This is a genomic window from Thalassorhabdus alkalitolerans (assembly GCF_042656525.1).
Classification (GTDB): Bacteria; Bacillota; Bacilli; order Bacillales; family Marinococcaceae; genus Thalassorhabdus; species Thalassorhabdus alkalitolerans.
The window spans coordinates 1,080,629-1,104,947 of record NZ_JBHSOZ010000003.1 but is presented as its reverse complement, the minus strand read 5'-3'; the positions used below and the strand labels follow the sequence as shown (position 1 = coordinate 1,104,947).

The following is a 24,319-nucleotide window of genomic DNA, read 5'->3' as shown; positions in this document are numbered from 1 at the left end:
ATCATGTACTTTATGAGTCTTTGCGTACAATAAGAACATCGCATTTTGCGTGGCGTGCGATCGCTTCTGATACACTGCCGATTAACATGCGCTCCACCGCATTTAATCCAGTTGCTCCAGTGATAATAAGATCTGCCTCCACTTTCTTTGCTACGTCTTTTGGGATTTTCACTTTAGGTGAACCAAAATCGATGATAGTGCTTACGGTTCCCACACCGGCAGCCTCAGCTTCTGTTTTATACTGATCCAACAGGTCTTTTCCATACATTTCTGCCCTGCTGACAACTGTGCGGTCGTATTGTTCAATGGTAGCAAAGGTACGTGTATCAATAATATGAGCGATCACTAATTCTGCCTTGTTTTCTTTTGCAAACAAATAAGAACGCTGTAAAGCCCTTTTGGCTTCTTTTGAACCATCCACGGCGACTAAAATTTTTTTGTATTGAGACATGTTACCTTCACCCCCTTTGTCATATACCCATTCTATTAATCTATTATAACATGTAAGGGGTTACATTTTGAACTGTCATAAAAAAACTGATAGTAGTTCATCTTATAAAACGAGGGAACCATCCTCAGAAGGGAGAGATGAAGAGTGGATAAACAACAAAAGCAGCAATTTCACTATGAGCATGAAGGGGAAGAACATGTCCATAATCAACTTTTGGACTATTACCATGTTGGCTCGGACACTTCTCAGCGTCTTGAGACCAATGAAGAAGGCCACTCTGCAAACATGAAAGCATAGAGTGGAAAAGCCCTCTGTCTTCAGAGGGCTTTCTTACTAGGGAAGAGTGAATATTTGAATTTAAAATTTAACTCATAGTATGATTTAAGAAAGAGAGAACAAGGAACGCTGGGTCGAAGGAGGAGCTTCCATGCGTCATGCAATTATCACTGCAGGCTCAAAAGGCTTGGGGAGAAAAGTCACGGAGACGTTTTTAAATAAAGGGTACGCTGTGACCGTGAGTTACCGAAGCGACATAAGGGCAGTGCAGGCCTTAAAAGAGCAATACCACGATAAGCTTGATCAAATACATATCGTTCAGGGCGATGTAACACAAAAAGAGGATTTAGCACGGATTGTAAGTGAAGGAGTAAACCGGTTTGGACGAATTGATGTGTTAGTGAATAATGCTGGACCTTATGTATTTGAACGGAAAAAGTTAATGGATTATAAGCCGGAAGAGTGGCATGAAATGGTAGACGGGAACCTGACTTCCATGTTTTATCTATTTCAGCATGTTGTTCCCCACATGCGCGAGCAGAAGTATGGAAGGATCATTACATATGGGTTTCAGGGGGCCGGCGACGCACCTGGATGGCTGTACCGTTCTGCTTATGCTGCGTCCAAAGTAGGTCTTGTTTCTCTAATGAAGTCAGTGGCGCTGGAAGAAGCCGAAAATGGCATCACCGTGAACATGGTTTGTCCAGGGGTAATTACTGAAGAGAATAAAGAGGCAAGTATTCAGGAGGCGAAAGGGAAAACCGATAACATAACGCCGGTAGGAAGGCCAGGAACCGGCGGAGACATTGCAAGGACGATAGCGTTCTTATGCGAGGAGGATTCGGATATGATCACAGGATCAGTAATAGAAGTAACAGGGGGGGTAGACGTTCTGCATAAATACAGGGGAAAAGCAGAGGAATAAGTATAAAATAAAAAAATATCGGCAAATTATGGATGAGGTGATTTCATGAGAAGCTTGCCGGTATTTTTTACAATGGCATTTCTGCTTTGTGGTATTTTTGCTCCATCAGTAGTCTATGCTGATGAATTAATGGAAAATTTCTCTTTTCGGGTAACTCTTGAGTCCGATGGAGACGTTTATCATTGGGAATTTGACAGCCCAGGAACATATGAATGGCATCATGGTGACAAAGTCCTTCATGGTGAGAAGGCGAAACCAAATGTAGAAAAAGTTTTTGCTTTGCTTGATTTATCAGAAGAAGCAGAGGCTGAAGAGTTAGCAGCCCGCCTTAAAAACGGTCCTTTTCCGGATTTAGAGCGTTTTGATATTCGGTGGAGAAACGGAGAAAGCCAGTTATACAGCTGGGTTTGGGAAAAGAATTAAAAAGAAAAGAGCCTTTATACCTGATATGATGTAAATAAATGAAAATACCTCTTTCCTCTAATGTTTGCAGTGAGGGAAGAGGTATTTTTTATTACTGTTGCAGGCTTTGATTTCTAAAAATTCATTGAAAAACAAATTTTTTGTCATATAATAATGTAAGATAAAACGCCAACGGCATAGTGGATGCAGCCGAGGGATTGGAGCACTGCTTATTTAGTAGTGAAACGCCTTCGTGTCAGCAGAAACGGGAGAAATTGTCCTGTTTAAAGGAGGCAAAGTGATGAGAATCGTTACATATTTAGATAAGCACCTGGAGGAACTGCTACTTGTCATATTTACAGGTATTATGGTAGGTGTTATTGCTCTCCAGGTGTTTATGCGTTATTTTTTAGGCAGTTCATTAGCATGGTCTGAAGAGCTGGCAAGGTACTGCTTTATCTGGCTAGTTTATATCGGGATAAGTTATGGAGTGAAAAAACAGAGACATATTAAAGTTGATGTCTTGCTTTTACTTTTAAAAGAAAGAGGCAAAATTTTATTACATATGGCAGCTAATCTATGTTTCTTATCATTTGCCGTGTTTGTAGTAATATATGGCTATAGAATAACGGAAAGCTTATTATTGTTTGGGCAAACATCACCTTCCTTGAACCTGCCTATGGGAGTGGTATACGCGGCTGCGCCAATTGGGATGAGCTTAACAGCTGTCAGGATCATTCAGCAAATGTATTTGCAGCTAAAGGCCCTTTTAGGAAAAGAAGAGTTTTACGTAAAAACAGAACTTGATGACGCTTTAGAAAGAGGAGATGTAGAACAACCCCTGCCTGAGAAATTTAAAGGAAGCAGAGGCTAAGAATGACCTCAAAGGAAGGGAGGAAATATATTGACTACTTTAGTTTTATTTGGAAGCTTTGCTTTCTTTTTGCTCCTTAGCGTTCCTATTGGGATCGCTTTAGGTCTTGCTTCGTTAATAGCGATTGTTTATTCAGGAACATTGCCAGTTGAGTTTTTAGTCCAAGGACTAATTACTTCGATAGATTCATTTCCGTTAATGGCTGTGCCTTTTTTTATACTAGCTGGCGAAATTATGGGGAAAGGAGGGGTGTCTGAAAGGTTATTTAATGTAGCCAATTCTCTTGTAGGAAACAAAACAGGAGGATTTGCTATTGCCACAATTATTACTTGTATGTTTTTTGCAGCAATTTCGGGTTCTGGACCCGCTACAGTAGCAGCTATAGGGGGAATTATGATTCCGGCTATGGTAAGGCAGGGATATGATAGAAAGTTCGCAACGGCTACCGTAGCTGCAGCTGGCTCACTTGGAGTCATTATTCCCCCGAGTATACCTATGGTTATATACGGGGTAACAGGAAGTACTTCAATCGGCAATTTATTTATTGCGGGGATTATCCCCGGTTTACTTGTAGGAGGAGCTCTTATTCTTTATGCTTACTTATATTCCAAAAAGATGGGATACAGGGGTCTTGAGAAAAAAACTTCAATAAAAGGAATAGGAAAAGCTATATGGGATGCTAAATGGGCTTTGTTAATTCCTGTTATTATTTTAGGAGGAATTTACGGGGGAGTTTTCACTCCTACTGAAGCAGCTGTTGTCGCTGTTATTTACGGGTTGTTTGCCGGGATCGTGCTTTACCGGGAACTTAAGCTTACAATGCTTCCTAAGGTATTTGCTGATGCGGCTTTAACTACGGCTACAGTCCTTATTATAGTCGGGACTGCGACTGCCTTTGGACGCCTGCTAACAGTGGAACAAATTCCTAATCAAGTAGCTGAAGGCATGATGTCAGTATCTCAAAACCCACTTATTATCATACTTATGATAACAGTACTCCTTCTTGTTGTAGGGTGCTTTATGGATACGCTCGCTGCTATTATCATACTTACCCCTATTTTACTTCCAATTGCCGTTAATTTAGGGTACGATCCTGTTCATTTCGGGATTATTATGATTGTTAACTTAGCAGTAGGATTTATTACTCCTCCCCTTGGGGTTAATTTATTTGTAGGGGCGGGGATATCCGGCCTTTCAATTGAATCACTGTCCAAGGCTGTAGTCCCTTACTTTGTCGCTATGATTTTAACTTTACTAATTATTATCTTTATTCCGGAACTTTCCACCTACTTGCCGCAATTTAGAAACTAGAATACAAGACAAGCTGAACTGCACCCAATTGTTATATGTAACGAACAATTGGGTGCATTGTTTTGCAAAACTAGTGACCGGGTTTGACAAAAGGAGAGGTTTAACCTTTGAAACGAAAAGGAACCTTTGAAATAGAGGGAAAATTATGTTAAGTAAGGAATAGGGATTTTTTCCACTATACTATGAAAGTAAGGGAGTGTTTCGAATGAAAGTTACTTATCATGGACATTCTGTTGTAGCTATTGAAACGAACGGAAAGAAAATCATAATTGATCCTTTTATTACAGGGAACGGCATGTGTGATTTAGAAGCGGAAAACGTAGAAGCAGATGTGATCCTGCTTACTCATGGACATAATGATCATGTAGGAGATACGGTAGAGTTAGCAAAAAAGAATGACGCACTCGTAGTAGCTCCTTTTGAATTGGCTACTTATTTAGGATGGCAAGGGGTAAACACTCATCCAATGCACATTGGCGGGGGCCACGATTTTGATTTCGGTCATGTTAAGCTTACACAAGCCTTCCATGGATCTGCTTACACAGAAGAAGAAAACCAGCGCATTGTATATACGGGCATGCCGGCAGGAATCCTATTTACAGCAGAAGGGAAAACAATCTACCATATGGGGGATACAGGGCTTTTCTCTGACATAAAATTAATTGCAGAACGCACAAATGTAGATTTGCTGTTTGTGCCTATTGGTGACAACTTCACCATGGGGCCGGAAGATGCCAAGACAGCTGTAGAATGGATCAGCCCTGAATACACCGTTCCTATGCACTATAACACTATGCCTGTGATTAAACAGGACCCCAAGAAATTCGTAGATTCTCTTGGAGACACGAAAGGGAAAGCATTAGAAGCTGGAGAATCTATCGAACTGTAGACTTTTCCCAAACAATACCCCTCTGCTTTTAAAGCAGAGGGGTATCTTTTTTTTGTATTTTTAAAGACACTTAATCAACCTGATATAAAACAACTTAAGGTTGGTTCTTCCGTGTCTTGATTTACAAGCCCCCCAACTTTATAATAAAAAGTAGTACAGTGACCGCATTTTAGTGAAACAGATCAGATAACTAACAAGGGGGGCTTCCAGTGGCAACCAAGCACGAACAAATTTTACAGCATATTACTGAACTTGGCGTGGGAGAGAAAATTTCAGTGCGCCAAATTGCAAAGTTTCTTAATGTAAGTGAAGGAACAGCTTACAGGGCGATTAAGGATGCAGAAAACCAAGGCCTGGTAACAACCATTGAGCGAGTGGGGACAATTAGGATAGAAAAGAAGCAGAAGGACAATATTGAAAAACTGACCTATGCTGAAGTTGTTAACATAGTGGACGGGCATGTACTTGGAGGAAGGAATGGACTGCACAAAACGTTAAATCGGTTTGTCATCGGCGCGATGAAGCTTGAGGCAATGATGAGGTACGTAGAAGCAGGAAACCTTTTAATTGTAGGGAATCGTTATCAAGTACATAAGCTTGCTCTAGAGGCAGGATCGGCTGTTCTCATTACAGGAGGGTTTGATACAAACGAAGATGTGATTGAACTGGCGGATGAGCTTGAACTGCCTGTCATTACAACGAGCTATGATACTTTTACTGTCGCTGCAATGATTAACCGGGCGATATATGACCAGTTGATTAAAAAGGAAATTGCAGTCGTTGATGACATTTTAATTCCTCTTCAAGATACCTACTTTATGACCACAGAGAATACAGTAGAAAAGTGGCATGAACTAAACGAGCGGACAGGCCACAGCCGCTATCCTGTCATAGATGAAGACATGAAAGTAAAGGGAATGGTTGCAGCCAAGGATGTACTGGGAGCTCAGTATCACATTCCTATCGAAAAAGTAATGACTAAATCGCCAATTACAGTAAATGAAAGAACATCAATTGCTTCTGTAGCTCATGTGATGGTTTGGGAAGGAATTGAACTGCTACCTGTTATTGATCATCACAGTAAGCTTCTTGGTGTCATCAGCAGACAAGACGTGTTAAAAGCTCTGCAGATGATTCAACGCCAGCCCCATGTTGGTGAAACGATTGAAGATACAATTACAAGCAGGTTTCATGATACAACTGCAGGCTCTGAATATGACTTCCAATGTGAAGTTTCTCCTCAAATGACCAATCACCTTGGCATGCTTTCATATGGTGTTATTACCACTCTCGTTACAGAAACAGGCAGCAGAGTTCTCCGGCAATACAAAAGAGGAGACCTGGTTGTAGAAAATATAACACTGTATTTCATTAAGCCTGTCCAGATAGAAAGTACCATTGAAACAAAAGGAAGAGTGCTTGAAGTAGGGAGAAAATACGGGAAAATGGACGTAGAGTTGTACCATGAAGGAAAGATTGTAGGGAAAGCTTTGTTAATGGCACAGCTTTTAGAAAGATAGAATAAAAAAAAAGCATGAGCCGGCGTCTTAGCTGCTGCTCATGCTTTAAAAACGTATCCTTATGCTTTCATTCGGGCTTCTTCTGCTTCTTGTTCGACAAAAGGAAGGTAGTGCTTATAGCCTTTGTATCCTAGTAAAACATTTGCTCCTCCAAGCAGGATGAATACGAGACCAATAATCAATTCGAGAGTGCTTCTTGGCGTTAAGGCAAGGTTTAAACCAAAAGCTGTGACAAACGTTCCTAAAGCCATCGTGGCTTTCATTTGCTGCCACCTTTTCTCGGCGGGAGCTTTCGTGCGGATAACTTTTGCTTTATAAAATATATACATAGCAACAGCTAGGACAATTATCACGACAAGTATTTGTGTCATAGGACCCCTCCTGGATGTTTTCTGCCTTTAATTTTACCTTCCCTGAATCAAAATGCCAAATGCTTTTTAAGAAAAGCCGACTTGGCAGCATGAAATTTGTGTGACAAGATATAGTAAGTAATCAGGGCGGTCATTGTTTGTAACGAATGAAAGTGAGGGGTATTGATGAAAAAAGAGATAATAGAAATGATCAACATGTATAACAAGATCATTATTCACCGCCACGAAAGCCCGGATCCTGATGCCCTTGGGTCACAGGGGGGGCTTGCCCGGCTGCTAAAAGACACCTTTCCAGAAAAAGAGGTTTATGTGACTGGAGAAGAAGAGCCTTCCTTAACCTTTCTCCTGAAGATGGATACTGTGGAAGAAAAAACATATCAGGGCTCCCTTGTCATTGTATGTGATACAGCAAATCAGGAAAGGATCAGTGATAAGCGATATAATCTGGGTGATAAAATCATTAAAATTGATCACCATCCGAATGATGAGCCATATGGCGACATCGTATGGGTGGATACTTCTGCAAGCTCAACCAGTGAAATGATTACCGAACTGTTCATGGAGGTTCAGGATGAATGGAACCTGACCGAGGAGTCAGCCCGTCTTCTTTATGCAGGGATTGTGGGAGACACGGGTCGTTTTCGCTTTCCTAACACGACAGCAAAGACCCTCCAGTATACAGCGGAGCTTATAAAAATTGATTTTGACAGAACTGAGCTATATACAAAGATGTATGAAAAGCCGGAAAATCTGGTTCGTTTTCAAGGAAGAGTGCTGCAGGATTTTGAAATGCGGAAAAGCGGATTAGGGATATCTTATTTACCTCAAAGTCTCCTGAAAGAATGTAAGGTGTCTTTAAATGAATCTTCGGCAGTGGTGAATTCATTTAGTGAAGTAGAAGGAATCAAGGCCTGGGTCTTTTTTGTAGAAAACGAAGATGGAAGTTATCGTGTGCGGCTTCGTTCAAAAGGGCCGGTCATCAATAAGGTCGCCGCCCAATTTGATGGGGGAGGGCATCCTATGGCTGCAGGGGCAAAGGCAAAGAATACAGCCGAAACAAAGGAAATTATCTCTCTTCTTGAAAAAGAGTGCCTGCAATACTCCTTTAAGTAGGAACCTCTGCTTCTCATCGCTGGTACTGTCAGTTTTTTGGGGGTGTTGTTAAGTGAGAGGACTCTTACAAAGGGTAAATATTTGGTCTTAAAGGCCCGAAAATGAAAGAATCCCGGCAGATAAGCCGGGATTGTATTATTCTTTTTTATTGCTCGGTATAAACCAGGACCCTAAATCTGTAATATCCTCGTACACATCAATTCCTTGTTTTTGAAGTTCTTTTCGTATCATGGCTGTAACTTCCTTCGATTCCGCAAAAGCAGAGTATCCTGCTTTAATCTTATCTACTTTCTGAAGCGCGAGTTCTTTTCGGTTCATGACCATTTCCTTACCAGTCATATCCAAACCAACACACCTCCTCTAAGTGAATGGTAGGTTCAAGGGAAGGCAACATTTGAAAAACAAGGGTGCCTCTTCTACATTATACTCTTTCCTCTATTATAACTAAAATATCAAGTTTTGTAGCCTGTTTTTATTATTTTTTAAAAGGATTGTGCTTAGCGGTTTTTGGGGAGGATTTTTAGATGAAGTTCTAATGTAGTGTACATATATATTTGCTCCACTTTTACATGGTACAAATGCTCACCTACTAAGAATTCTTTGTTTTCAATTGTCTTTATCATTAGTTCTTTATTTGTAACCACACTTTCTATGTCACTATTTTTTATGCCTTTCAGCTCATTTTCTATTTGCTGTCTTAGTTCATGGAGAGTGAGCTCGCTTAAACGGATTTTTTCTTCGTTTGTGAAATATACCAGGATTTCTTGAATGGTTAATTTCTTTTCGTTTTCTTCGTTCAATTTTTTTTCTTCACTTCTAAGCATTTCAATCGTTTCCTGTTGAGCTTCAATAGTAAGCTGCTGTTTTTTTAAATCTATAATCAATTTTTCATGAATTGCACCAAATTCATATAAAAAAAACCCCCATCCAAAGAGAGCGCCTATTACGAAACCGGCAAATAGACGCTGCCACCCAGGGTGTTTGTAATAGGGAGGAATTCTCATGGGCTTAAATGCTCCTGTGTAATCCACTGAATAAGAACTGTGCCAGTGTTAGCTCCTCCTAAGGCTGCAAGAATCATAAGAATTGTCCGGTACATATCATCATGTGTGCCGTAAAAGAGTCCTCTTTCTAATGAGGTAATGGCATCAAATGTACCGCCGATAGCCGCTACCAGAGCCCAGATTTTCAAGCTTGCGGCCAAGTCATGAATAGTTGATAAAGGAGGCTTTCCGATAAGGAACGCGCCAATCCCTCCAATAATAGCACCGCCTATAATGACGCCAAAGGCGACGAAGAAATCAATCACCAGAGTAGCAATAAAGTCACGGTTCAGCATTGCTATTGCTCCTTTCTGCTCCTCACAATTTATGGGGAAGGGGACAAGGGTCCTTTTACTAAATATAGTTGCCTGTTTAGAGGAATATGCTTGTTTTCAAAGAGGAAGCTCTTCATACTTATAGTAATAACCGAGAAAGAAAGGGCGGATTGATTTGGCTTTCGTCCATTTACATATTCATACAGAATACAGTTTATTAAAAAGTACGGCCAGGATAGATGAACTTGTACAAAGAGCCAAGAAACTGAATATGGGCGCTTTAGCGATCACAGATAAAAACGTCCTCCATGGAATTGTCCCTTTTTATAAAGCTTGTAAAAAGGAGGGAATTAAGCCTTTAGCAGGCATTGAACTGGACATTCAAATAGGCCGGGAAAATGCCTATCCACTGGTTTTTCTAGCAGAAAACAGAAGTGGATATCAAAACCTTTTGCAGCTGGCTACAACAGCTAATAAGCAAGGAACAGAACCATTTCTTACATTCGAAGAACTTCAAGGAAACCTGGAAGGAGTTATATGCCTGATTCCCTGGGGCGAAAGTGAACTGTTTTTTTCCATTCAGCAGAGGGAAAAAGAAAGGATTCTTTCCCTTGTAGACAAACTTAAAATCTTATTTTCTGAAGGTTACCTGTATATGGAATGGTCTCCTCAGGGAACAGAGAGAGAAAAACGAACCTGGGAAAAAGCAGCGGAAAGGTTTGAAATTCCACTGGCAGCTGGCGCTAACGTTCATGTCATTGACGAAGGTGAAAATGAAACCAGATCTGCTTTGGAAGCAATTAAAGAAGGAAAGAGTCTAAAAGAAGTTAAAGAGAATGAAGACCCTTCTCGAGGAAAGTTTTGTTCAGAAGAGGGAATCAGAAAAAGAGGAGCGCCGGAAAAAGCCCTGCAAAACACAGAAAACATTGCAAACCGATGCAGCTGGGAGCTTCCTCTTGGTGAGCTGAACATGCCAAGATTTCCTCTTCCACAAGGAAAAAGCCCAGAAGAAGAGCTGAAAAGGCTGTGTGAAGAGGGGGCTGTGAAGAGATACGGCAGCCTGAATGAAGAAATAAGAAAACGGCTTCAAAAGGAACTGGAAACGATTAACGAGATGGGGTTTGCCGATTACTTCCTCATTGTATGGGACTTTATCTCCTTTGCAAAAAAAAGGGGGATTCTTGTGGGCCCTGGGAGAGGATCGGCAGCAGGCTCTCTAGTAGCTTATGTATTATTCATCACAGAAATAGATCCATTGACATATAACCTGATCTTTGAACGTTTTTTAAATCCGGAGAGAATCTCACTTCCTGATATCGATATAGATTTTCCTGATTATCGCCGGGAAGAAGTTATTTCTTACGTGATTGAAAAATATGGAAAAAACCATGTGGCACAGATTGTGACGTTTGGGACATTTGGGGCTCGTGCTGCGATAAGAGATGTTGGTAAGGTTCTGGAGATTCCTCAAGGCTTAATAGATCGATTAGCCTCTATGATCCCGTCTGAAAGTACAAGCTTACCAAAAGCGGCTGAGGAAAGCCCTGAGCTGCTCGAGATATTGCGAAAGGATAAAGAGGCCGAGGCTGTTTTTGCTTTAGCTTCAAAAGTTGAGGGCCTGCCAAGGCATACATCTATTCATGCTGCTGGAATAGTGATGAGTCAGACACCGCTTTATGAGATTACAGCACTTTCAGAGGGGAAAAATGATACGTTAGTTACCCAATTTCCGATGAATGATCTCGAAGAGCTGGGACTTTTGAAGATGGATTTTCTCGGATTAAAAAACCTTACGCTTATAGAGAAAATCATTCTCTCTGTGAAACGAAGAACAGGCAATACAATCACCATAACTGAGATCCCATTAAACGATTCACTCACCTTTGAGCATTTAGCAAAGGGGGATACTACAGGAGTCTTTCAACTGGAGTCAGAAGGAATGAGGCAAGTGCTGAAAAACCTTCATCCAACTTCCATTGAGGATATAGTCGCTGTTAATGCACTTTACAGGCCTGGTCCGATGGAGAACATTCCTGTTTATATTGACGGCAAACACAGCAAAAGACCAATAACATACCCTCATGAAAAGCTGCGCTCTATTCTGGAACCAACATACGGAGTAATCATTTATCAGGAACAAATCATGAAAATAGCAGAAGAACTTGCAGGGTATACCTTAGCGGAAGCCGATCTTTTACGCAGGGCGGTGAGTAAGAAGGATAGAGAAATACTGGAAAAAGAACGTCTTCATTTCGTAGAGAGAGCAGCCAAACAAGGTGTTAGCAATGAGGCTGCTGAAAGAGTTTACAGCTTAATTGTTCGTTTTGCCGATTATGGCTTCAACCGGAGCCATGCAGTTGCATACAGTTTCATTGCATATCAGTTGGCTTATCTTAAAGCTCACTATCCGGCAGACTTTTATGCAGCACTCATTACTACGAATATAAATAACTCTCAAAAGGTAGGACTGTACCTAAGAGAAGCTAAGCACCATGGGCTGCAAATTACGCCTCCTTCAATCAACAAAAGCCAAGCGGGATTTTCGGCTGCTGGGGAAGAAATAGTGTTTGGCCTAATAGGAATTAAACATCTAGGGAAAAATGGAGTCAAAGCAATCCTTCAAGCAAGGACGAAGGGGAATTTTAAGAGCTTTATCGATTTTTTTATGAAGGTGGAAGCTGGCAGTATTGAACGCAGGGGGATAGAATCCTTGATTAAGGCTGGTGCATTCGATGAGCTGGGTAAGGATAGAGCTGTTTTACTGGCTTCTTTGGATGCAGCTATTGAATTTGCGGAATTTCAGCGGGATATTGGCAGTTTATTTGAACAGGGAGAAGCCGATTTTCGCTATATAGATCAGGAGCCCTTTACAGACATTGAAAAATATGAAGGGGAAAAAGAAGTGACAGGGTTTTACCTTAGTGGCCATCCCCTTTCCCAGTATCAGAAAGTAATTGCCCCGTTTCAGCCAGTGCCCCTTGCAGAGAACCTTGGTGGCGACAGGGGAACAAAAGCTTTGGCTGGGATTATCGAACAACTATCAACAATCCGCACTAAAACTGGGCAGAAAATGGCTTTTTTGAGTATGACTGATGGTGAAGGAGCCTGTGACGTTGTAGTCTTCCCAGACCTTTACCGCAAAGCAGGTTCATTGCTTACCCTTCAGTCCCCCATACTGGTGGTTGGGGTTCCTGACAAAAAAAGCCAGGGAAATAAACTTCTTGCAAACAGCATCTTTCACCTTGATGACCTTTTAAAAGATGCAAGCAAGAATTTATATTTAAAAATCAGTCCCGAGCAGGACAACCATCAAATCCTTCAGCAGGTAAAGAAGGTGATAAATTCTTACCCGGGACCTGTGCCTGTTCAACTGTTTTATGAAAAAGAAAAAAAAATGATCCAGCTGTCCGATGAAAACCGCGTGAATGCTACAGAGAGGTGCATTTCACAGCTACAGTTTATTTTATCTTCTGAACACGTTGTTTTAAAAGCAGAGTAAAAGGGTGAACAACTCCTTTAGTTTTGTTATAATAAGGACAGTTTTTCAAGTGGTCTGACCAATATGGATCAGAATGGGACGGATTGTCCCTTTTATACTTATGAATTGCTTAAACACATAAAAGGAGAGTGGAGAGTGTGTCTACGTTAAGAGAAGAAGCTTTACATCTTCATCGAGTAAATCAAGGAAAATTGGAATCGAAAGCCAAGGTGCCTGTACAAAATGCACGTGATTTAAGTTTGGCGTATTCCCCGGGAGTTGCTGAGCCATGCAAAGCAATCTTTGATGACCAGCAGAAAGTATTTGATTATACAATGAAAGGCAATATGGTTGCTGTAGTTTCTGATGGTACAGCTGTACTGGGTCTTGGAAATATTGGTGCTGAAGCATCCCTGCCTGTAATGGAAGGAAAAGCTGTTCTCTTTAAGTCCTTTGCAGGAGTGGACGCTTTCCCTATCTGCCTTGGTACCTCTGATGTCGATAAAATTGTAGAGACAGTAAAACTCCTTGAGCCGACATTTGGCGGTGTGAATTTAGAGGATATTGCAGCTCCAAATTGCTTTATTATTGAAGAAAGATTGAAAAAAGAGGCAAATATTCCTGTGTTCCACGATGACCAGCATGGAACAGCAATTGTGACTGCCGCTGGCTTAATTAACGCTTTGAAGGTAACTGGAAAATCATTATCAGAAATTCGTGTCGTTATCAATGGAGCTGGTTCAGCAGGTATTGCTATTATCAAGCTGCTGCAGCGTCTCGGAGTTCGTGATGTCATTTTATGTGACTCAAAGGGAGCCATTTTTGAAGGCCGCTCATACGGGATGAATGATGTGAAGTCTGAAATTGCTAAAGTTACAAATAAAGATAATGCAGAAGGATCACTAGAGGACGTTGTGAAAAACACTGATGTATTTATTGGTGTATCCGTAGCTGGGGCGTTAACCCAAGAAATGGTTAAATCCATGAACCAGGATCCGATCATCTTTGCCATGGCTAATCCGGACCCTGAAATTCTTCCGGACACTGCAAAAGAAGCAGGAGCAAGTGTTGTGGGTACTGGACGCTCCGACTTTCCTAACCAAGTGAACAATGTTCTTGCATTCCCAGGGATCTTCCGCGGAGCCTTGGATGTAAATGCAACCCACATCAACGAAGAAATGAAAAAAGCAGCTGTTTATGCCATTGCAGAACTTATTGATGAAAGAGACGTGACTCCTGATTACGTTATCCCTGCGCCATTTGATGGCAGAGTTGCCCCTGCAGTGGCTGCCGCTGTAGCAAAAGCAGCTATGGAAACAGGAGTGGCCAGAAAGAACGTGGATCCTGAAAAAGTAGCTGAGAAAACAAGAGAGCTTTCAATTATTGACAAAGAGCAATAAAACGAATTGATAATAAAGATGTTTTCCAGGTTGAAAAATTGAAATATGGCGGTGATGATGATTATGTCATCACAAGAAAAGGTATACATTGAAGTTATTAAGGAAATAAATCGAATGATTCATACGAATGGTTTAAAGAGCGGAGACAAACTTCCCTCTGAACGAGAAATGAGTGATCGGCTTCATGTCGGTCGCTCTTCTGTTCGTGAAGCCTTCCGATCACTCGAACTTCTCGACCTGATCGAAACTAGACGTGGAGAAGGGACGTTTATGAAAGAGGCCGGAGGAAAGCGCCTTGTAGAAATAATTGCTTCTTTTATTCTTAAGGATGAAAAAGCCCGCCGCGATCTTGCAGAAACAAGAAAAGTAGTAGAAGTCGAAGCGCTTCGTCTCGCCTGCTGCAGAGCAAGACAAGAGGAAATCGAAGAGCTTGAGGATTTGCTTGCTTCGTATGAGGGAAAAGTCAAGTGTGGCACTCTTCCTCTTGAGGAAGATTATCTTTTCCATAAAAAGATTGTTAAACTTTCAGGAAATCATTTAATGCACCAAATATGGATTCCCTTAGTAGAGTACACAAAAGCTGCGTTAAAAGAATCTTTATCCAGGCCTGGAAGACCCTTATACTCCTATGAAGAACATGTCCAGATTTACAAAGCGCTTAAATCCAGAGATGAGGATAAAGCGATTAAAGCACTAAGTGATCATTTAGAAAATAGTGCATTTTAGGCTCCAAGAATTTTTTATGGGTAAAACAACTCCTTTTTCTACCATTTCCCCTAAGCTGAGTACATAAAAACGGGCTGGGTGTGAACAGGGCGAAAAAAGGGAAGATCTGTCCCCTTTAGGGGAAAGAGTTGTTTTTTTTAAGCGATATGATAATCTATCTAATAACCTTTTTAATTGCTAAATAGAATGATGAGGAGTCATTACGTATAGATAAGGAGGTGTCTGTGTGCTAAAAGATTTTTTCTCTAAAAAAAGAAAGTATGCCACGGTTCCATCTGAACGAGAACAACCGAGGAAGATGAATGAAGGAGTTATGACAAAGTGCCCTGAATGCAAAACGATCGTGTATTCAAAAGAGTTAAAGAAAAATGACATGGTCTGTCAAAGTTGTGCACATCATTTTTCTATGACTGCTTACGAACGAATCGAGTGTATATGTGATGAAGGCACCTTTGTAGAATTAAACGGGTATTTGTCATCTGCCAATCCACTTTCTTTTCCTGACTATGAAGAGAAGCTTGAAAAAGATAAACAAAAAACAGAATTAAATGAAGCGGTCGTTACGGGAGAAGGGTTAATTCAGGGGTATCGCTGCATTATTAGTGTAATGGATTCAAGGTTTCGAATGGGAAGTATGGGCTCTGTGGTCGGTGAGAAAATTACACGTGCAATAGAACAGGCCATTGATAAGCGGCTTCCATTTATTATGTTTTCTGCTTCAGGAGGAGCTCGGATGCAGGAAGGTGTACTAAGCTTGATGCAAATGGCAAAAACGAGCTCTGCATTGAGAAGACTGTCAGAAGAAGGCCTTTTATATATTTCTGTATTTACTCACCCGACAACAGGCGGTGTTTCTGCCAGCTTTGCCTCCTTAGGAGATTATAACCTTTCAGAACCAAAGGCTTTAATTGGGTTTGCCGGAAGAAGAATTATCGAGCAGACCATTAGAGAGGAGCTTCCGCAAGACTTTCAAACTGCAGAGTTTTTATTAAAACACGGACAGCTCGATAAAGTGGTACCCAGGGGGGAAATGCGGGAAACTCTGGCAAAAATACTAGACCTGCATACGCCGGATACAGAGTAAGGAGGTGGAAGCATTGAATGGCAACTTGCCTTTTGAAAAACCAGTGGTTGAATTAAGAGAGAAAATCAAAGAGCTTAAATCCTTTACCGAAGAAAAAGATATCGATTTAAGCGGTGAAATTGAAACATTGGAAGCACGGCTTGTTCAGCTGGAAAAAGATGTCTATGGAAACCTGAAGCCGTGGGAACGGGTGCAAATTGCCCGTCACGGGGAAAGGCCTACAACTATGGAATACATAGAAGAGTTGTTCACGGACTTTCTTGAACTCCATGGAGACCGTCTTTATGGAGACGATGAAGCTATCGTTGGCGGAATTGCGAAGTACAAGGGCCGTCCTGTTACGGTAGTGGGTCATCAACGGGGAAAGGATACTAAAGAAAATATCCGCAGAAACTTTGGTATGCCCCACCCTGAAGGTTATCGAAAAGCGATACGGCTTATGAAGCAAGCAGAAAAATTTAACAGACCTATTATTTGTTTTATTGATACGAAAGGAGCCTTTCCCGGCAAAGCAGCAGAAGAGAGAGGCCAAAGTGAAGCAATTGCGCGCAATCTGTTTGAAATGGCTGGATTGACTGTTCCTGTCGTCTGTATTGTTATTGGAGAAGGGGGAAGTGGCGGAGCCCTTGCCCTAGGTGTAGGCAACCATATTCATATGCTGGAAAACTCCACATACTCTGTCATCTCACCGGAAGGTGCAGCTTCTATTTTGTGGAAAGACTCCTCCTACGCCCAAAAAGCAGCAGAAACAATGAGGATTACAGCACCGGATTTAAAAGAGTTAGGTATCCTGGAGGAAGTGATTTCTGAGATACAAGGTGGAGCGCACCAGGATTTAAAGAAACAGGCTGCCTTGATTGATGAGACTCTGTCTCGATCATTAGAAGAACTTTCATCTCTGAAACCTGAAGAACTTGTTTCTCAGCGCTATGAGAAATACAAAGCAATTGGACAGTTAGCTGATGACAACGTCATAATAGACAGTTAAATTTGGAAAGTGCTTACTCGTAGCAAGAGAAGCACTTTTTTCTTTGCATGAAAGGCTTTACAAATGATTAAATGTTATAGGGATGGATGAAAGTTGTTTTCATTTCCCTGATAAATGGGGAAAAATGGATAGGGTCAGCTTTTTTTTGTACAATAAAGAAAAGATAACCGAGGAGGTTAATAATGAAGCGTATTGGAGTACTTACCAGCGGTGGAGACTCTCCTGGAATGAATGCAGCGGTCAGAGCTGTTGTTCGTAAAGCAATCTTTAATAATGTAGAGGTATACGGAATTTATTATGGATATGCCGGTTTAATTTCAGGAGACATAAAAAAATTGGAAATTGGTGACGTAGGTGATATTATTCACCGAGGCGGCACTATGCTTTATACAGCTCGCTGTGAGGAGTTTAAAACAGAAGAGGGCAGAGAGAAAGCCGTCGCGCAATTGAAAGAATTAGGTATTGAAGGTTTGGTTGTGATTGGAGGAGACGGTTCTTTCAGAGGAGCTGAAAAATTATCTGAACTAGGGTTTCCTACCATAGGTGTGCCGGGAACTATTGATAATGACATCCCTGGTACTGATTTTACCATTGGCTTTGACACAGCTCTCAACACAGTAATCGATGCAATTGACAAAATCAGGGATACGGCAACTTCTCATGAGAGAACGTATGTAGTGGAAGTGATGGGTAGAGATGCGGGCGATCTTGCTTTATGGGCAGGGCTGGCCGATGGAGCGGAATCTATTATCATTCCTGAAGAGCCCTTTAATATGGACAAGATTGTTGAGCGCCTAAAAAGAGGACATGAACGCGGGAAAAAGCACAGTATTATAATCGTAGCAGAAGGCGTGGGCAGCGGGCCTGAATTTGGTAAAAAAATTCAGGACGCCACGAGCTTTGAGACCAGAGTTACGGTACTAGGCCATATACAGCGGGGCGGATCGCCTACCGGCTTTGACCGAGTACTGGCAAGCCGACTTGGCGGAAAGGCAGTTGAAATTCTATTAGAGGGTGCAGCAGGCCAGATGGTCGGTATTAAAAATAACAAGGAATATTACCAGTCTATCTCTGCAGCCTTATCGGAGAAGCGTGAACTAGACCTTGAACTGTACCGGCTTTCTCAGGAACTTTCAATTTAAGGATCACAGCAGGTAAGCGAATAAGTAATCGGGTATAGATAAAAGGAGGATAACATGAGAAAAACGAAAATTGTATGTACTATCGGTCCAGCCAGTGAACAGGTTGATACGCTGGTAAAGCTGATTGAAGCAGGCATGAATGTTGCACGCTTGAACTTTTCCCACGGCGATTTTGAGGAACACGGCGCGCGTATCAAAAATATTCGTGAAGCTTCAAAAAGAACAGGGAAAACCGTTGCTATTCTATTGGACACAAAAGGACCGGAAATCCGCACTCATACCATGGAAAACGGAGCTATTCATCTAGAAAAAGGGCAGGACCTTCTTGTTTCAACAGATGAGGTTATTGGAACACCTGAAAAGATTTCTGTTACTTATAAAGGGATTACAAATGATTTGGAAAAAGGAAAGAAAATTCTCCTTGATGATGGTTTAATTGAACTTGAGGTTCTGGAAGTCAGAGACACAGAAGTCCTTACAAGGGTGCTAAACAATGGGGAACTTAAAAATAAGAAAGGAGTTAATCTTCCTAATGTGAAGCTTAACTTGCCTGGAATAACAGAAAAGGATGCTGAGGATATCGTTTTTGGCATTGAACAAAAAGTAGACTTCATTGCAGCGTCTTTTGTCCGGAGAGCCGAAGACGTCCTTGAAATCCGTGAGCTTCTTGAACAAAGGAATGGAGAAGACATTCACATCATCCCAAAGATTGAAAACCAGGAAGGCATTGATAATATTAATGAAATTCTGGAGGTTTCTGACGGCCTGATGGTTGCCCGTGGAGACATGGGTGTAGAGATTCCGCCTGAAGAGGTTCCTCTTGTTCAAAAAAGCTTAATCAAGAAGTGTAATACGATTGCAAAACCGGTGATAACAGCCACACAAATGCTTGATTCTATGCAAAGAAACCCGCGGCCCACACGAGCAGAAGCAAGTGACGTAGCTAATGCTATTTTTGATGGCACGGATGCTATTATGCTGTCCGGGGAAACGGCGGCGGGAGATTACCCGGTGGAAGCCGTGCAGACGATGAGTGATATTGCTACACGAGCCGAATCTGCACTTGATTACAAAACAATTCTAGACAAGCGCACGAAAGAAAGCCGCACGTCTATTACGAACTCAATCAGTCAGTCTGTCTCTCATACAGCACTAAACCTAAATGCCTCCGCAATCCTTTCAGCTACAGAAAGCGGGCACACGGCAAGAATGGTTTCCAAGTATCGTCCTAAGTCCCGGATCATCGCTGTCACAAGCAATGAGCACGTGATGAGACGTCTTTCCCTTGTATGGGGAGTGATTCCAGTAATGGGGACTGAAGCAGCCAGCACTGATGAAATGCTTGATATTACCGTACAGGAAGCATTGAAATCTGGAAATGTGGATCACGGGGACCTTGTAGTGATTACGGCTGGAGTCCCTGTTGGTGAATCAGGTACAACAAATATTATGAAAGTACACGTTATTGGTGAAATTGCAGCTAAAGGACAAGGCATTGGAAGAAAAACAGCTGCAGGGAAAGTGATTGTGGCAAGAACTGCAGTAGAAGCGAACCAAAAAGCGACACCAGGCTGCATTCTTGTGACCTACAGCACTGATAAAGAGTTAATGCCTGCTTTTGAAAAAGCTGCAGCTGTGATTACAGAAGAAGGCGGCCTCACTTCTCATGCAGCAGTGGTGGGAATTAATCTGGGGATTCCGGTTGTAGTTGGAGTGGAAAATGCTCTTCAGCTTTTCGAGGATGGAGAAGAAGTAACGATAGATAGTGCACATGGAGATATTTATAGAGGGCACGCCAGTGTGCTCTAATACATGGGAGAAGGCAGATGCCTTCTCCTTTTTCCTGAGCTCTGTGAAAGGCGAATGGTTTATTTTTATAAGTCCTTTGATTGTAGATAAACGCTCGAGGCGCCTTGAAGAATACTATGAGTCGAAGATCACGCAGGCAGTTTTCCCTAGGAAGGCAATGCTCCGGGAATAGAAGACAACTGAATGCCGCATTTACTTCAGGTGTAAGGGAAGCGTTCTTTCGCAAAAGCCACCAACAATATGTAACAAAGCTAAAGAGAAACCCGGGTAAAACTTAGGAATAAGAAATGATAAAAGGTATACTTGGGTATAGGTAAGATCACTCTTCAAAGGGAAGAACAAGAAAGCGGGGAACAAACATGGGGAAAATATTAGTCTTGTTATTGATTATAGTGCCGGCCTTGGAAATCGGCGTACTGCTTCTTTCAGGAAATTACCTTGGCGTATGGCCTACAGTTCTTCTTGTTATTTTAACAGGCGTGCTTGGCGCATGGCTTGCCAAAAGAGAAGGCCTGCAAACCATTCGCACAGCACAGCTGCAAATGCAGCAGGGTGAGGTACCGAGCAATCTGATTTTGGACGGCCTCTGCATTCTTGTGGGCGGGGTGGTACTTCTTACGCCTGGGTTTATAACCGACGCCATCGGCTTTTTACTATTAATTCCTTTCACAAGAGGGTATTTTAAGGGTGTGTTCCAGAGAGTATTCTCAAAGCTTACCCAATCAGGAAACATCGTGTTCATACGCAGGAAATGAAGCGGTTCTTCCTGGCGCTACAAAAGTGAAGTGATTTATAAAGTGTGGTACGATAAATGAGAAAGTCTATGGGGAAGGATGTTACAACAACTTGATATCACAGGCAACAATATTCATGCTTATCCTGCTGGCCATAGGAGTAATCGGAAAGAACCAATCCCTTGTTGTGGCAATCCTGGTATTACTGGCACTGAAATGGACTGGTGCAGGAGACAAGGTGTTTCCTTTTATGCAGGCAAAAGGGATTAATATAGCAGTCACCATTTTAACAATAGCTGTCCTTGTTCCTATCGTAACCGGTGAAATCGGCTTTAAGCAGTTAGGTGATGCAATGAAGTCAGTTTATGCCTGGGTAGCCCTGGGAGCAGGAATTACAGTCGCTCTTATTGCAAAGGGAGGAGTAGATCTTCTTCAGAACGACCCTCATATTACTGCTGCGCTTGTGATTGGGACGATACTGGCAGTTGCTCTTTTCAACGGTGTAGCTGTAGGCCCTTTAATTGGTGCAGGAATAGCTTATTATGCAATGAAAGCGGTGGAGATTTTTTCAGGCGGAGGCGGCTGAAAAAAGGCAGAAGCAGGAGCGGGCAGAAACCAAAGTACTGGTATTCTCCCGCAATCGAAATTTATCTGAATAATTTAATTAGTTAAACTTTTTCGAGAGTTGAAGTTAATTCTCATGAATAAGTTCACAAAAGTTTAAAAAATGTTTATAATTGATACTGGGTGTAATGTTCTTCCTACATAGCCTATTGATTAAGCACGTTCAATTAGGCGGGGTGCATGAAGGAACGGCTTAGGGTCGAATTCTTCCTGAAACAGACTAAGCAGTCTAAACTCTTCGGTTACGTAGGTATGATAGGGTTTCCCCTTGCTGAACGTGAAAATGTAAGCATTTACGATTTTCAAACCTTTTGGAAATCGCAAACTTTTTCGGTGAAGGAGAGGTTGAAATGAGCACAACTCGTGGTCTTGAAGGCGTTGTTGCAACAACTTCCAGTGTTAGTTCAATTATCGATGATGTATTAACTTATCAAGGGTATGACATTGATGATTTAACTGATAATGCTAGCTTTGAGGAGGTTATTTACCTCCTTTGGAACGGTCGTCTGCCAAAGAAAGATGAATTGGAAGAGTTGACGAAAAATTTAGCAAGTGACATGGAAGTCCCTAAAGAAGTGTTTGACTATATGAAGTCTTACCCTATCGATAAGGTACACCCTATGGCAGCTCTTCGCACAGCTGTTTCACAGCTTGCTTTATACGACGAAGAAGCTGATGAAATGACTGAAGAGGCTAACCGTCGCAAAGCAATTCGCCTGCAAGCAAGAATTCCTGCAATCGTTACAGGCTTTGCCCGTATCAGAAATGGCAAGGAGCCTGTTTTGCCTAAAAAGGAACTCAGCTTTGCAGCAAACTTCTTATACATGCTTAATGGAGAAGAACCAGATGAAATTTCAGAAACTGCTTTTAACAAGGCGTTAGTCCTTCACGCTGATCATGAGCTTAATGCTTCTACTTTTACAGCTCGTGTGTGTGTAGCTACATTGTCAGATGTATACTCCGGTATTACTTCTGCCATCGGAGCCTTAAAAGGCCCGCTTCATGGGGGAGCAAATGAACGCGTCATGTCAACACTTATGGATATTGGAGAAGTTGACAATGTGGAACCATATATCCGTAAAGCTCTTGATAATAAAGAGAAGATTATGGGATTTGGACACCGGGTATACAAGAATGGGGACCCTAGAGCAAAGCATTTGCGCGACATGTCCAAAAAGCTCACAAGTATCACTGGAGAGTCAAAATGGTATGATATGTCTGTAAAGGTAGAAGAAATGGTAGTGGGTGAAAAAGGCTTACTTCCTAACGTTGATTTCTATTCTGCTTCCGTATATCACAGCCTGGGAATCGATCATGATTTGTTTACCCCTATCTTTGCAACGAGCCGTGTTTCTGGCTGGCTTGCCCATATTCTTGAGCAGTACAGCGATAATCGTTTAATTCGCCCAAGAGCTGAGTATGTCGGGCCTGACAAACAAGCGTACGTCCCTTTAAACGAACGCTAGTGTTTAAGAGAGAGTATTCTCTCTCTTACTACATATAGTAAGTAAGAATTTAAGACAGCTGGCTGCTAAACAAGTGATCAATCAGCTGAGCTCTTTTGTATCACCAAGAAATTAACAAGTTAACTATTAGCTAGGAGGAATGTAACAATGTCTAATGGAGAGAAGATTACCACAAATAATGGAGTTTTAAATGTACCTAATAACCCTGTGATCCCTTTTATTGAAGGTGATGGAATCGGCCCGGATATTTGGGCAGCTGCACAGAAAGTATTAGATGCGGCCGTTGAGAAAGCATATAATGGCGAGAAAAAAATTGAGTGGAAAGAAATCCTTGTAGGGGAAAAAGCCTACAACAACACAGGTGAGTGGCTTCCAGAGGAATCCCTGGACGCAATCCGTGAGTATCTGATTGCTATTAAAGGACCTTTAACAACTCCTATCGGAGGCGGGATTCGTTCTTTAAACGTAGCTCTTCGTCAAAAGCTTGACCTTTATACTTGCTTGCGCCCTGTACGCCACTTTACTAACGTTCCTTCTCCTGTTAAACGTCCAGAAGAGGTGGACATGGTAATTTTCCGTGAGAATACTGAGGATATTTATGCGGGGATTGAGTTTAAAGAAGGCACGGATGATGTGAAAAAAGTAGTTGATTTTCTAATTAACGAAATGGGCTCTAACAATATTCGTTTCCCAGAAACTTCTGGTATCGGAATTAAGCCTGTATCAAAAGAGGGTACAGAGCGAATCGTTCGTTCTGCTATTAACTATGCCCTTCAAGAAGGCCGCAAAAGCGTAACACTTGTTCATAAAGGAAACATCATGAAGTTTACAGAAGGCGCATTTAAGAACTGGGGCTACGAGCTTGCTGAGCGCGAGTTTGGGGATAAAGTATTCACATGGGCTCAGTACGATGAAATTGTAGAAAGAGAGGGAAAAGAAGCAGCTAATAACGCACAAGACGAAGCTGAAAAAGCTGGAAAGATTATCATTAAAGACTCTATTGCTGATATCTTCTTACAGCAAATCCTAACTCGTCCAAAGGACCATGATGTAGTGGCTACAATGAACTTAAACGGAGACTATATTTCTGATGCTTTGGCAGCACAGGTTGGCGGCATCGGTATCGCTCCTGGAGCAAACATTAACTACGATACCGGCCATGCGATTTTTGAAGCCACTCATGGAACTGCACCTAAATACGCCGGCCTTAACAAAGTAAATCCTTCTTCTGTTATTTTGTCTGGAGAATTATTGCTCCGTCATCTTGGTTGGACAGAAGCTGCTGAATTAATCTTAAGTGCAATGGATAAGACAATTGAAAGCAAAGTAGTTACCTATGACTTTGCACGCCTAATGGATGGTGCAAAAGAAGTTAAGACTTCTGAGTTCGGTGAAGAGCTAATTAAAAATATGTAATT

24 protein-coding genes are annotated in these 24,319 nt (G+C 41.7%); 19 read left to right on the top strand and 5 right to left on the bottom strand.

The window, feature by feature from the left end; translation table 11 throughout:
- Positions 1-10 precede the first annotated feature (10 nt).
- Positions 11-451 (bottom strand): universal stress protein, encoded by a 441-nt coding sequence (locus ACFPU1_RS08190; RefSeq protein ID WP_385940024.1) that lies wholly within the window; start codon positions 449-451, stop codon positions 11-13.
- A 144-nt stretch (positions 452-595) separates the two neighbouring features.
- On the opposite strand from ACFPU1_RS08190, the gene ACFPU1_RS08185 reads away from it, so the two are divergent.
- From ACFPU1_RS08185 to ACFPU1_RS08155, 7 genes are all read left to right on the top strand, one after another.
- Positions 596-748, top strand: coding sequence for a hypothetical protein (locus ACFPU1_RS08185; RefSeq protein WP_157049704.1), 153 nt, complete (start codon positions 596-598; stop codon positions 746-748).
- A 130-nt stretch (positions 749-878) separates the two neighbouring features.
- A complete protein-coding gene (locus ACFPU1_RS08180; RefSeq protein WP_385940022.1) occupies positions 879-1,652 on the top strand; it encodes an SDR family oxidoreductase in 774 nt (257 codons plus the stop codon).
- Between the two features lie 45 nt (positions 1,653-1,697).
- Positions 1,698-2,075 (top strand): hypothetical protein, encoded by a 378-nt coding sequence (locus tag ACFPU1_RS08175; RefSeq protein WP_385940020.1) that lies wholly within the window; start codon positions 1,698-1,700, stop codon positions 2,073-2,075.
- A 280-nt stretch (positions 2,076-2,355) separates the two neighbouring features.
- Positions 2,356-2,928, top strand: coding sequence for a TRAP transporter small permease (locus ACFPU1_RS08170; RefSeq protein WP_054635121.1), 573 nt, complete (start codon positions 2,356-2,358; stop codon positions 2,926-2,928).
- 30 nt (positions 2,929-2,958) lie between these two features.
- Entirely contained in the window at positions 2,959-4,239 is a 1,281-nt protein-coding gene (locus ACFPU1_RS08165) for a TRAP transporter large permease (RefSeq protein WP_385940017.1), read from the top strand.
- A 205-nt stretch (positions 4,240-4,444) separates the two neighbouring features.
- Positions 4,445-5,128, top strand: coding sequence for a metal-dependent hydrolase (locus tag ACFPU1_RS08160; RefSeq protein ID WP_385940015.1), 684 nt, complete (start codon positions 4,445-4,447; stop codon positions 5,126-5,128).
- A gap of 209 nt (positions 5,129-5,337) precedes the next feature.
- Positions 5,338-6,648: a DRTGG domain-containing protein gene (locus ACFPU1_RS08155; RefSeq protein ID WP_385940013.1), complete on the top strand. Its 1,311-nt coding sequence runs from the start codon at positions 5,338-5,340 to the stop codon at positions 6,646-6,648.
- Positions 6,649-6,707: 59 nt separating this feature from the next.
- Here ACFPU1_RS08155 and ACFPU1_RS08150 read toward each other — a convergent pair whose 3' ends face one another.
- A complete protein-coding gene (locus ACFPU1_RS08150) occupies positions 6,708-7,019 on the bottom strand; it encodes a YtpI family protein (protein ID WP_054635119.1) in 312 nt (103 codons plus the stop codon).
- A gap of 165 nt (positions 7,020-7,184) precedes the next feature.
- On the opposite strand from ACFPU1_RS08150, the gene ACFPU1_RS08145 reads away from it, so the two are divergent.
- Positions 7,185-8,132 carry a DHH family phosphoesterase gene (locus tag ACFPU1_RS08145; RefSeq protein ID WP_385940011.1) on the top strand — a complete coding sequence of 316 codons (948 nt, stop codon included), beginning with the start codon at positions 7,185-7,187 and terminating at the stop codon, positions 8,130-8,132.
- A gap of 135 nt (positions 8,133-8,267) precedes the next feature.
- Here the strand turns inward: ACFPU1_RS08145 and ACFPU1_RS08140 are convergent, their stop codons facing one another.
- The 3 genes from ACFPU1_RS08140 to ytrH form a co-directional block, all read right to left on the bottom strand.
- On the bottom strand, positions 8,268-8,477 hold the full coding sequence (locus ACFPU1_RS08140; RefSeq protein WP_198153392.1) for a YtzJ family protein: 210 nt from the start codon (positions 8,475-8,477) through the stop codon (positions 8,268-8,270).
- Positions 8,478-8,629: 152 nt separating this feature from the next.
- Positions 8,630-9,136, bottom strand: a complete 507-nt coding sequence (ytrI, locus tag ACFPU1_RS08135; RefSeq protein ID WP_385940009.1) for a sporulation membrane protein YtrI — start codon at positions 9,134-9,136, stop codon at positions 8,630-8,632.
- Positions 9,133-9,471 carry a sporulation membrane protein YtrH gene (gene ytrH / locus ACFPU1_RS08130; RefSeq protein ID WP_385940007.1) on the bottom strand — a complete coding sequence of 113 codons (339 nt, stop codon included), beginning with the start codon at positions 9,469-9,471 and terminating at the stop codon, positions 9,133-9,135. The genes ytrI and ytrH overlap by 4 nt, the downstream gene beginning before the upstream one ends.
- A gap of 154 nt (positions 9,472-9,625) precedes the next feature.
- Here ytrH and dnaE point away from each other — a divergent pair, with 154 nt between their 5' ends.
- The 11 genes from dnaE (at position 9,626) to icd (ending at position 24,317) form a co-directional block, all read left to right on the top strand.
- A complete protein-coding gene (dnaE, locus tag ACFPU1_RS08125; RefSeq protein ID WP_385940005.1) occupies positions 9,626-12,949 on the top strand; it encodes a DNA polymerase III subunit alpha in 3,324 nt (1,107 codons plus the stop codon).
- A gap of 137 nt (positions 12,950-13,086) precedes the next feature.
- Positions 13,087-14,328, top strand: coding sequence for an NADP-dependent malic enzyme (gene ystJ, locus ACFPU1_RS08120; protein ID WP_054635113.1), 1,242 nt, complete (start codon positions 13,087-13,089; stop codon positions 14,326-14,328).
- A 57-nt stretch (positions 14,329-14,385) separates the two neighbouring features.
- Positions 14,386-15,054, top strand: a complete 669-nt coding sequence (locus ACFPU1_RS08115) for a FadR/GntR family transcriptional regulator (RefSeq protein ID WP_385940003.1) — start codon at positions 14,386-14,388, stop codon at positions 15,052-15,054.
- A gap of 226 nt (positions 15,055-15,280) precedes the next feature.
- Positions 15,281-16,138, top strand: a complete 858-nt coding sequence (gene accD, locus ACFPU1_RS08110; protein ID WP_385940001.1) for an acetyl-CoA carboxylase, carboxyltransferase subunit beta — start codon at positions 15,281-15,283, stop codon at positions 16,136-16,138.
- Between the two features lie 13 nt (positions 16,139-16,151).
- A complete protein-coding gene (accA, locus tag ACFPU1_RS08105; RefSeq protein WP_385939999.1) occupies positions 16,152-17,126 on the top strand; it encodes an acetyl-CoA carboxylase carboxyl transferase subunit alpha in 975 nt (324 codons plus the stop codon).
- A 182-nt stretch (positions 17,127-17,308) separates the two neighbouring features.
- The gene (pfkA, locus tag ACFPU1_RS08100) at positions 17,309-18,268 is read left to right on the top strand and encodes a 6-phosphofructokinase (protein ID WP_385939997.1); all 960 of its coding nucleotides are present in this window, start codon (positions 17,309-17,311) and stop codon (positions 18,266-18,268) included.
- Between the two features lie 54 nt (positions 18,269-18,322).
- A complete protein-coding gene (pyk, locus tag ACFPU1_RS08095; protein ID WP_385939995.1) occupies positions 18,323-20,077 on the top strand; it encodes a pyruvate kinase in 1,755 nt (584 codons plus the stop codon).
- A gap of 359 nt (positions 20,078-20,436) precedes the next feature.
- The gene (locus ACFPU1_RS08090) at positions 20,437-20,832 is read left to right on the top strand and encodes an FxsA family protein (RefSeq protein ID WP_385939993.1); all 396 of its coding nucleotides are present in this window, start codon (positions 20,437-20,439) and stop codon (positions 20,830-20,832) included.
- Between the two features lie 91 nt (positions 20,833-20,923).
- The gene (locus tag ACFPU1_RS08085) at positions 20,924-21,397 is read left to right on the top strand and encodes a DUF441 domain-containing protein (RefSeq protein ID WP_232725501.1); all 474 of its coding nucleotides are present in this window, start codon (positions 20,924-20,926) and stop codon (positions 21,395-21,397) included.
- A 388-nt stretch (positions 21,398-21,785) separates the two neighbouring features.
- Positions 21,786-22,901: a citrate synthase gene (citZ, locus tag ACFPU1_RS08080; protein WP_054635110.1), complete on the top strand. Its 1,116-nt coding sequence runs from the start codon at positions 21,786-21,788 to the stop codon at positions 22,899-22,901.
- Positions 22,902-23,048: 147 nt separating this feature from the next.
- Positions 23,049-24,317, top strand: a complete 1,269-nt coding sequence (gene icd / locus ACFPU1_RS08075; protein WP_385939991.1) for an NADP-dependent isocitrate dehydrogenase — start codon at positions 23,049-23,051, stop codon at positions 24,315-24,317.
- Positions 24,318-24,319: the final 2 nt, after the last annotated feature.

What these genes read in the sequence shown, in the direction of transcription:
- icd (WP_385939991.1), top strand. Translation starts at nt 23,049, where the DNA reads ATGTCTAATGGAGAGAAGATTACCACAAATAATGGAGTTTTAAATGTA.
- ACFPU1_RS08145 (WP_385940011.1), top strand. Translation starts at nt 7,185, where the DNA reads ATGAAAAAAGAGATAATAGAAATGATCAACATGTATAACAAGATCATT.
- citZ (WP_054635110.1), top strand. Translation starts at nt 21,786, where the DNA reads ATGAGCACAACTCGTGGTCTTGAAGGCGTTGTTGCAACAACTTCCAGT.
- ACFPU1_RS08090 (WP_385939993.1), top strand. Translation starts at nt 20,437, where the DNA reads ATGGGGAAAATATTAGTCTTGTTATTGATTATAGTGCCGGCCTTGGAA.
- ACFPU1_RS08150 (WP_054635119.1), bottom strand. Translation starts at nt 7,019, where the DNA reads ATGACACAAATACTTGTCGTGATAATTGTCCTAGCTGTTGCTATGTAT.
- ACFPU1_RS08115 (WP_385940003.1), top strand. Translation starts at nt 14,386, where the DNA reads ATGATTATGTCATCACAAGAAAAGGTATACATTGAAGTTATTAAGGAA.
- ytrI (WP_385940009.1), bottom strand. Translation starts at nt 9,136, where the DNA reads ATGAGAATTCCTCCCTATTACAAACACCCTGGGTGGCAGCGTCTATTT.
- ACFPU1_RS08180 (WP_385940022.1), top strand. Translation starts at nt 879, where the DNA reads ATGCGTCATGCAATTATCACTGCAGGCTCAAAAGGCTTGGGGAGAAAA.
- ACFPU1_RS08175 (WP_385940020.1), top strand. Translation starts at nt 1,698, where the DNA reads ATGAGAAGCTTGCCGGTATTTTTTACAATGGCATTTCTGCTTTGTGGT.
- ACFPU1_RS08190 (WP_385940024.1), bottom strand. Translation starts at nt 451, where the DNA reads ATGTCTCAATACAAAAAAATTTTAGTCGCCGTGGATGGTTCAAAAGAA.
- ACFPU1_RS08160 (WP_385940015.1), top strand. Translation starts at nt 4,445, where the DNA reads ATGAAAGTTACTTATCATGGACATTCTGTTGTAGCTATTGAAACGAAC.
- pyk (WP_385939995.1), top strand. Translation starts at nt 18,323, where the DNA reads ATGAGAAAAACGAAAATTGTATGTACTATCGGTCCAGCCAGTGAACAG.
- ACFPU1_RS08170 (WP_054635121.1), top strand. Translation starts at nt 2,356, where the DNA reads ATGAGAATCGTTACATATTTAGATAAGCACCTGGAGGAACTGCTACTT.
- ytrH (WP_385940007.1), bottom strand. Translation starts at nt 9,471, where the DNA reads ATGCTGAACCGTGACTTTATTGCTACTCTGGTGATTGATTTCTTCGTC.
- pfkA (WP_385939997.1), top strand. Translation starts at nt 17,309, where the DNA reads ATGAAGCGTATTGGAGTACTTACCAGCGGTGGAGACTCTCCTGGAATG.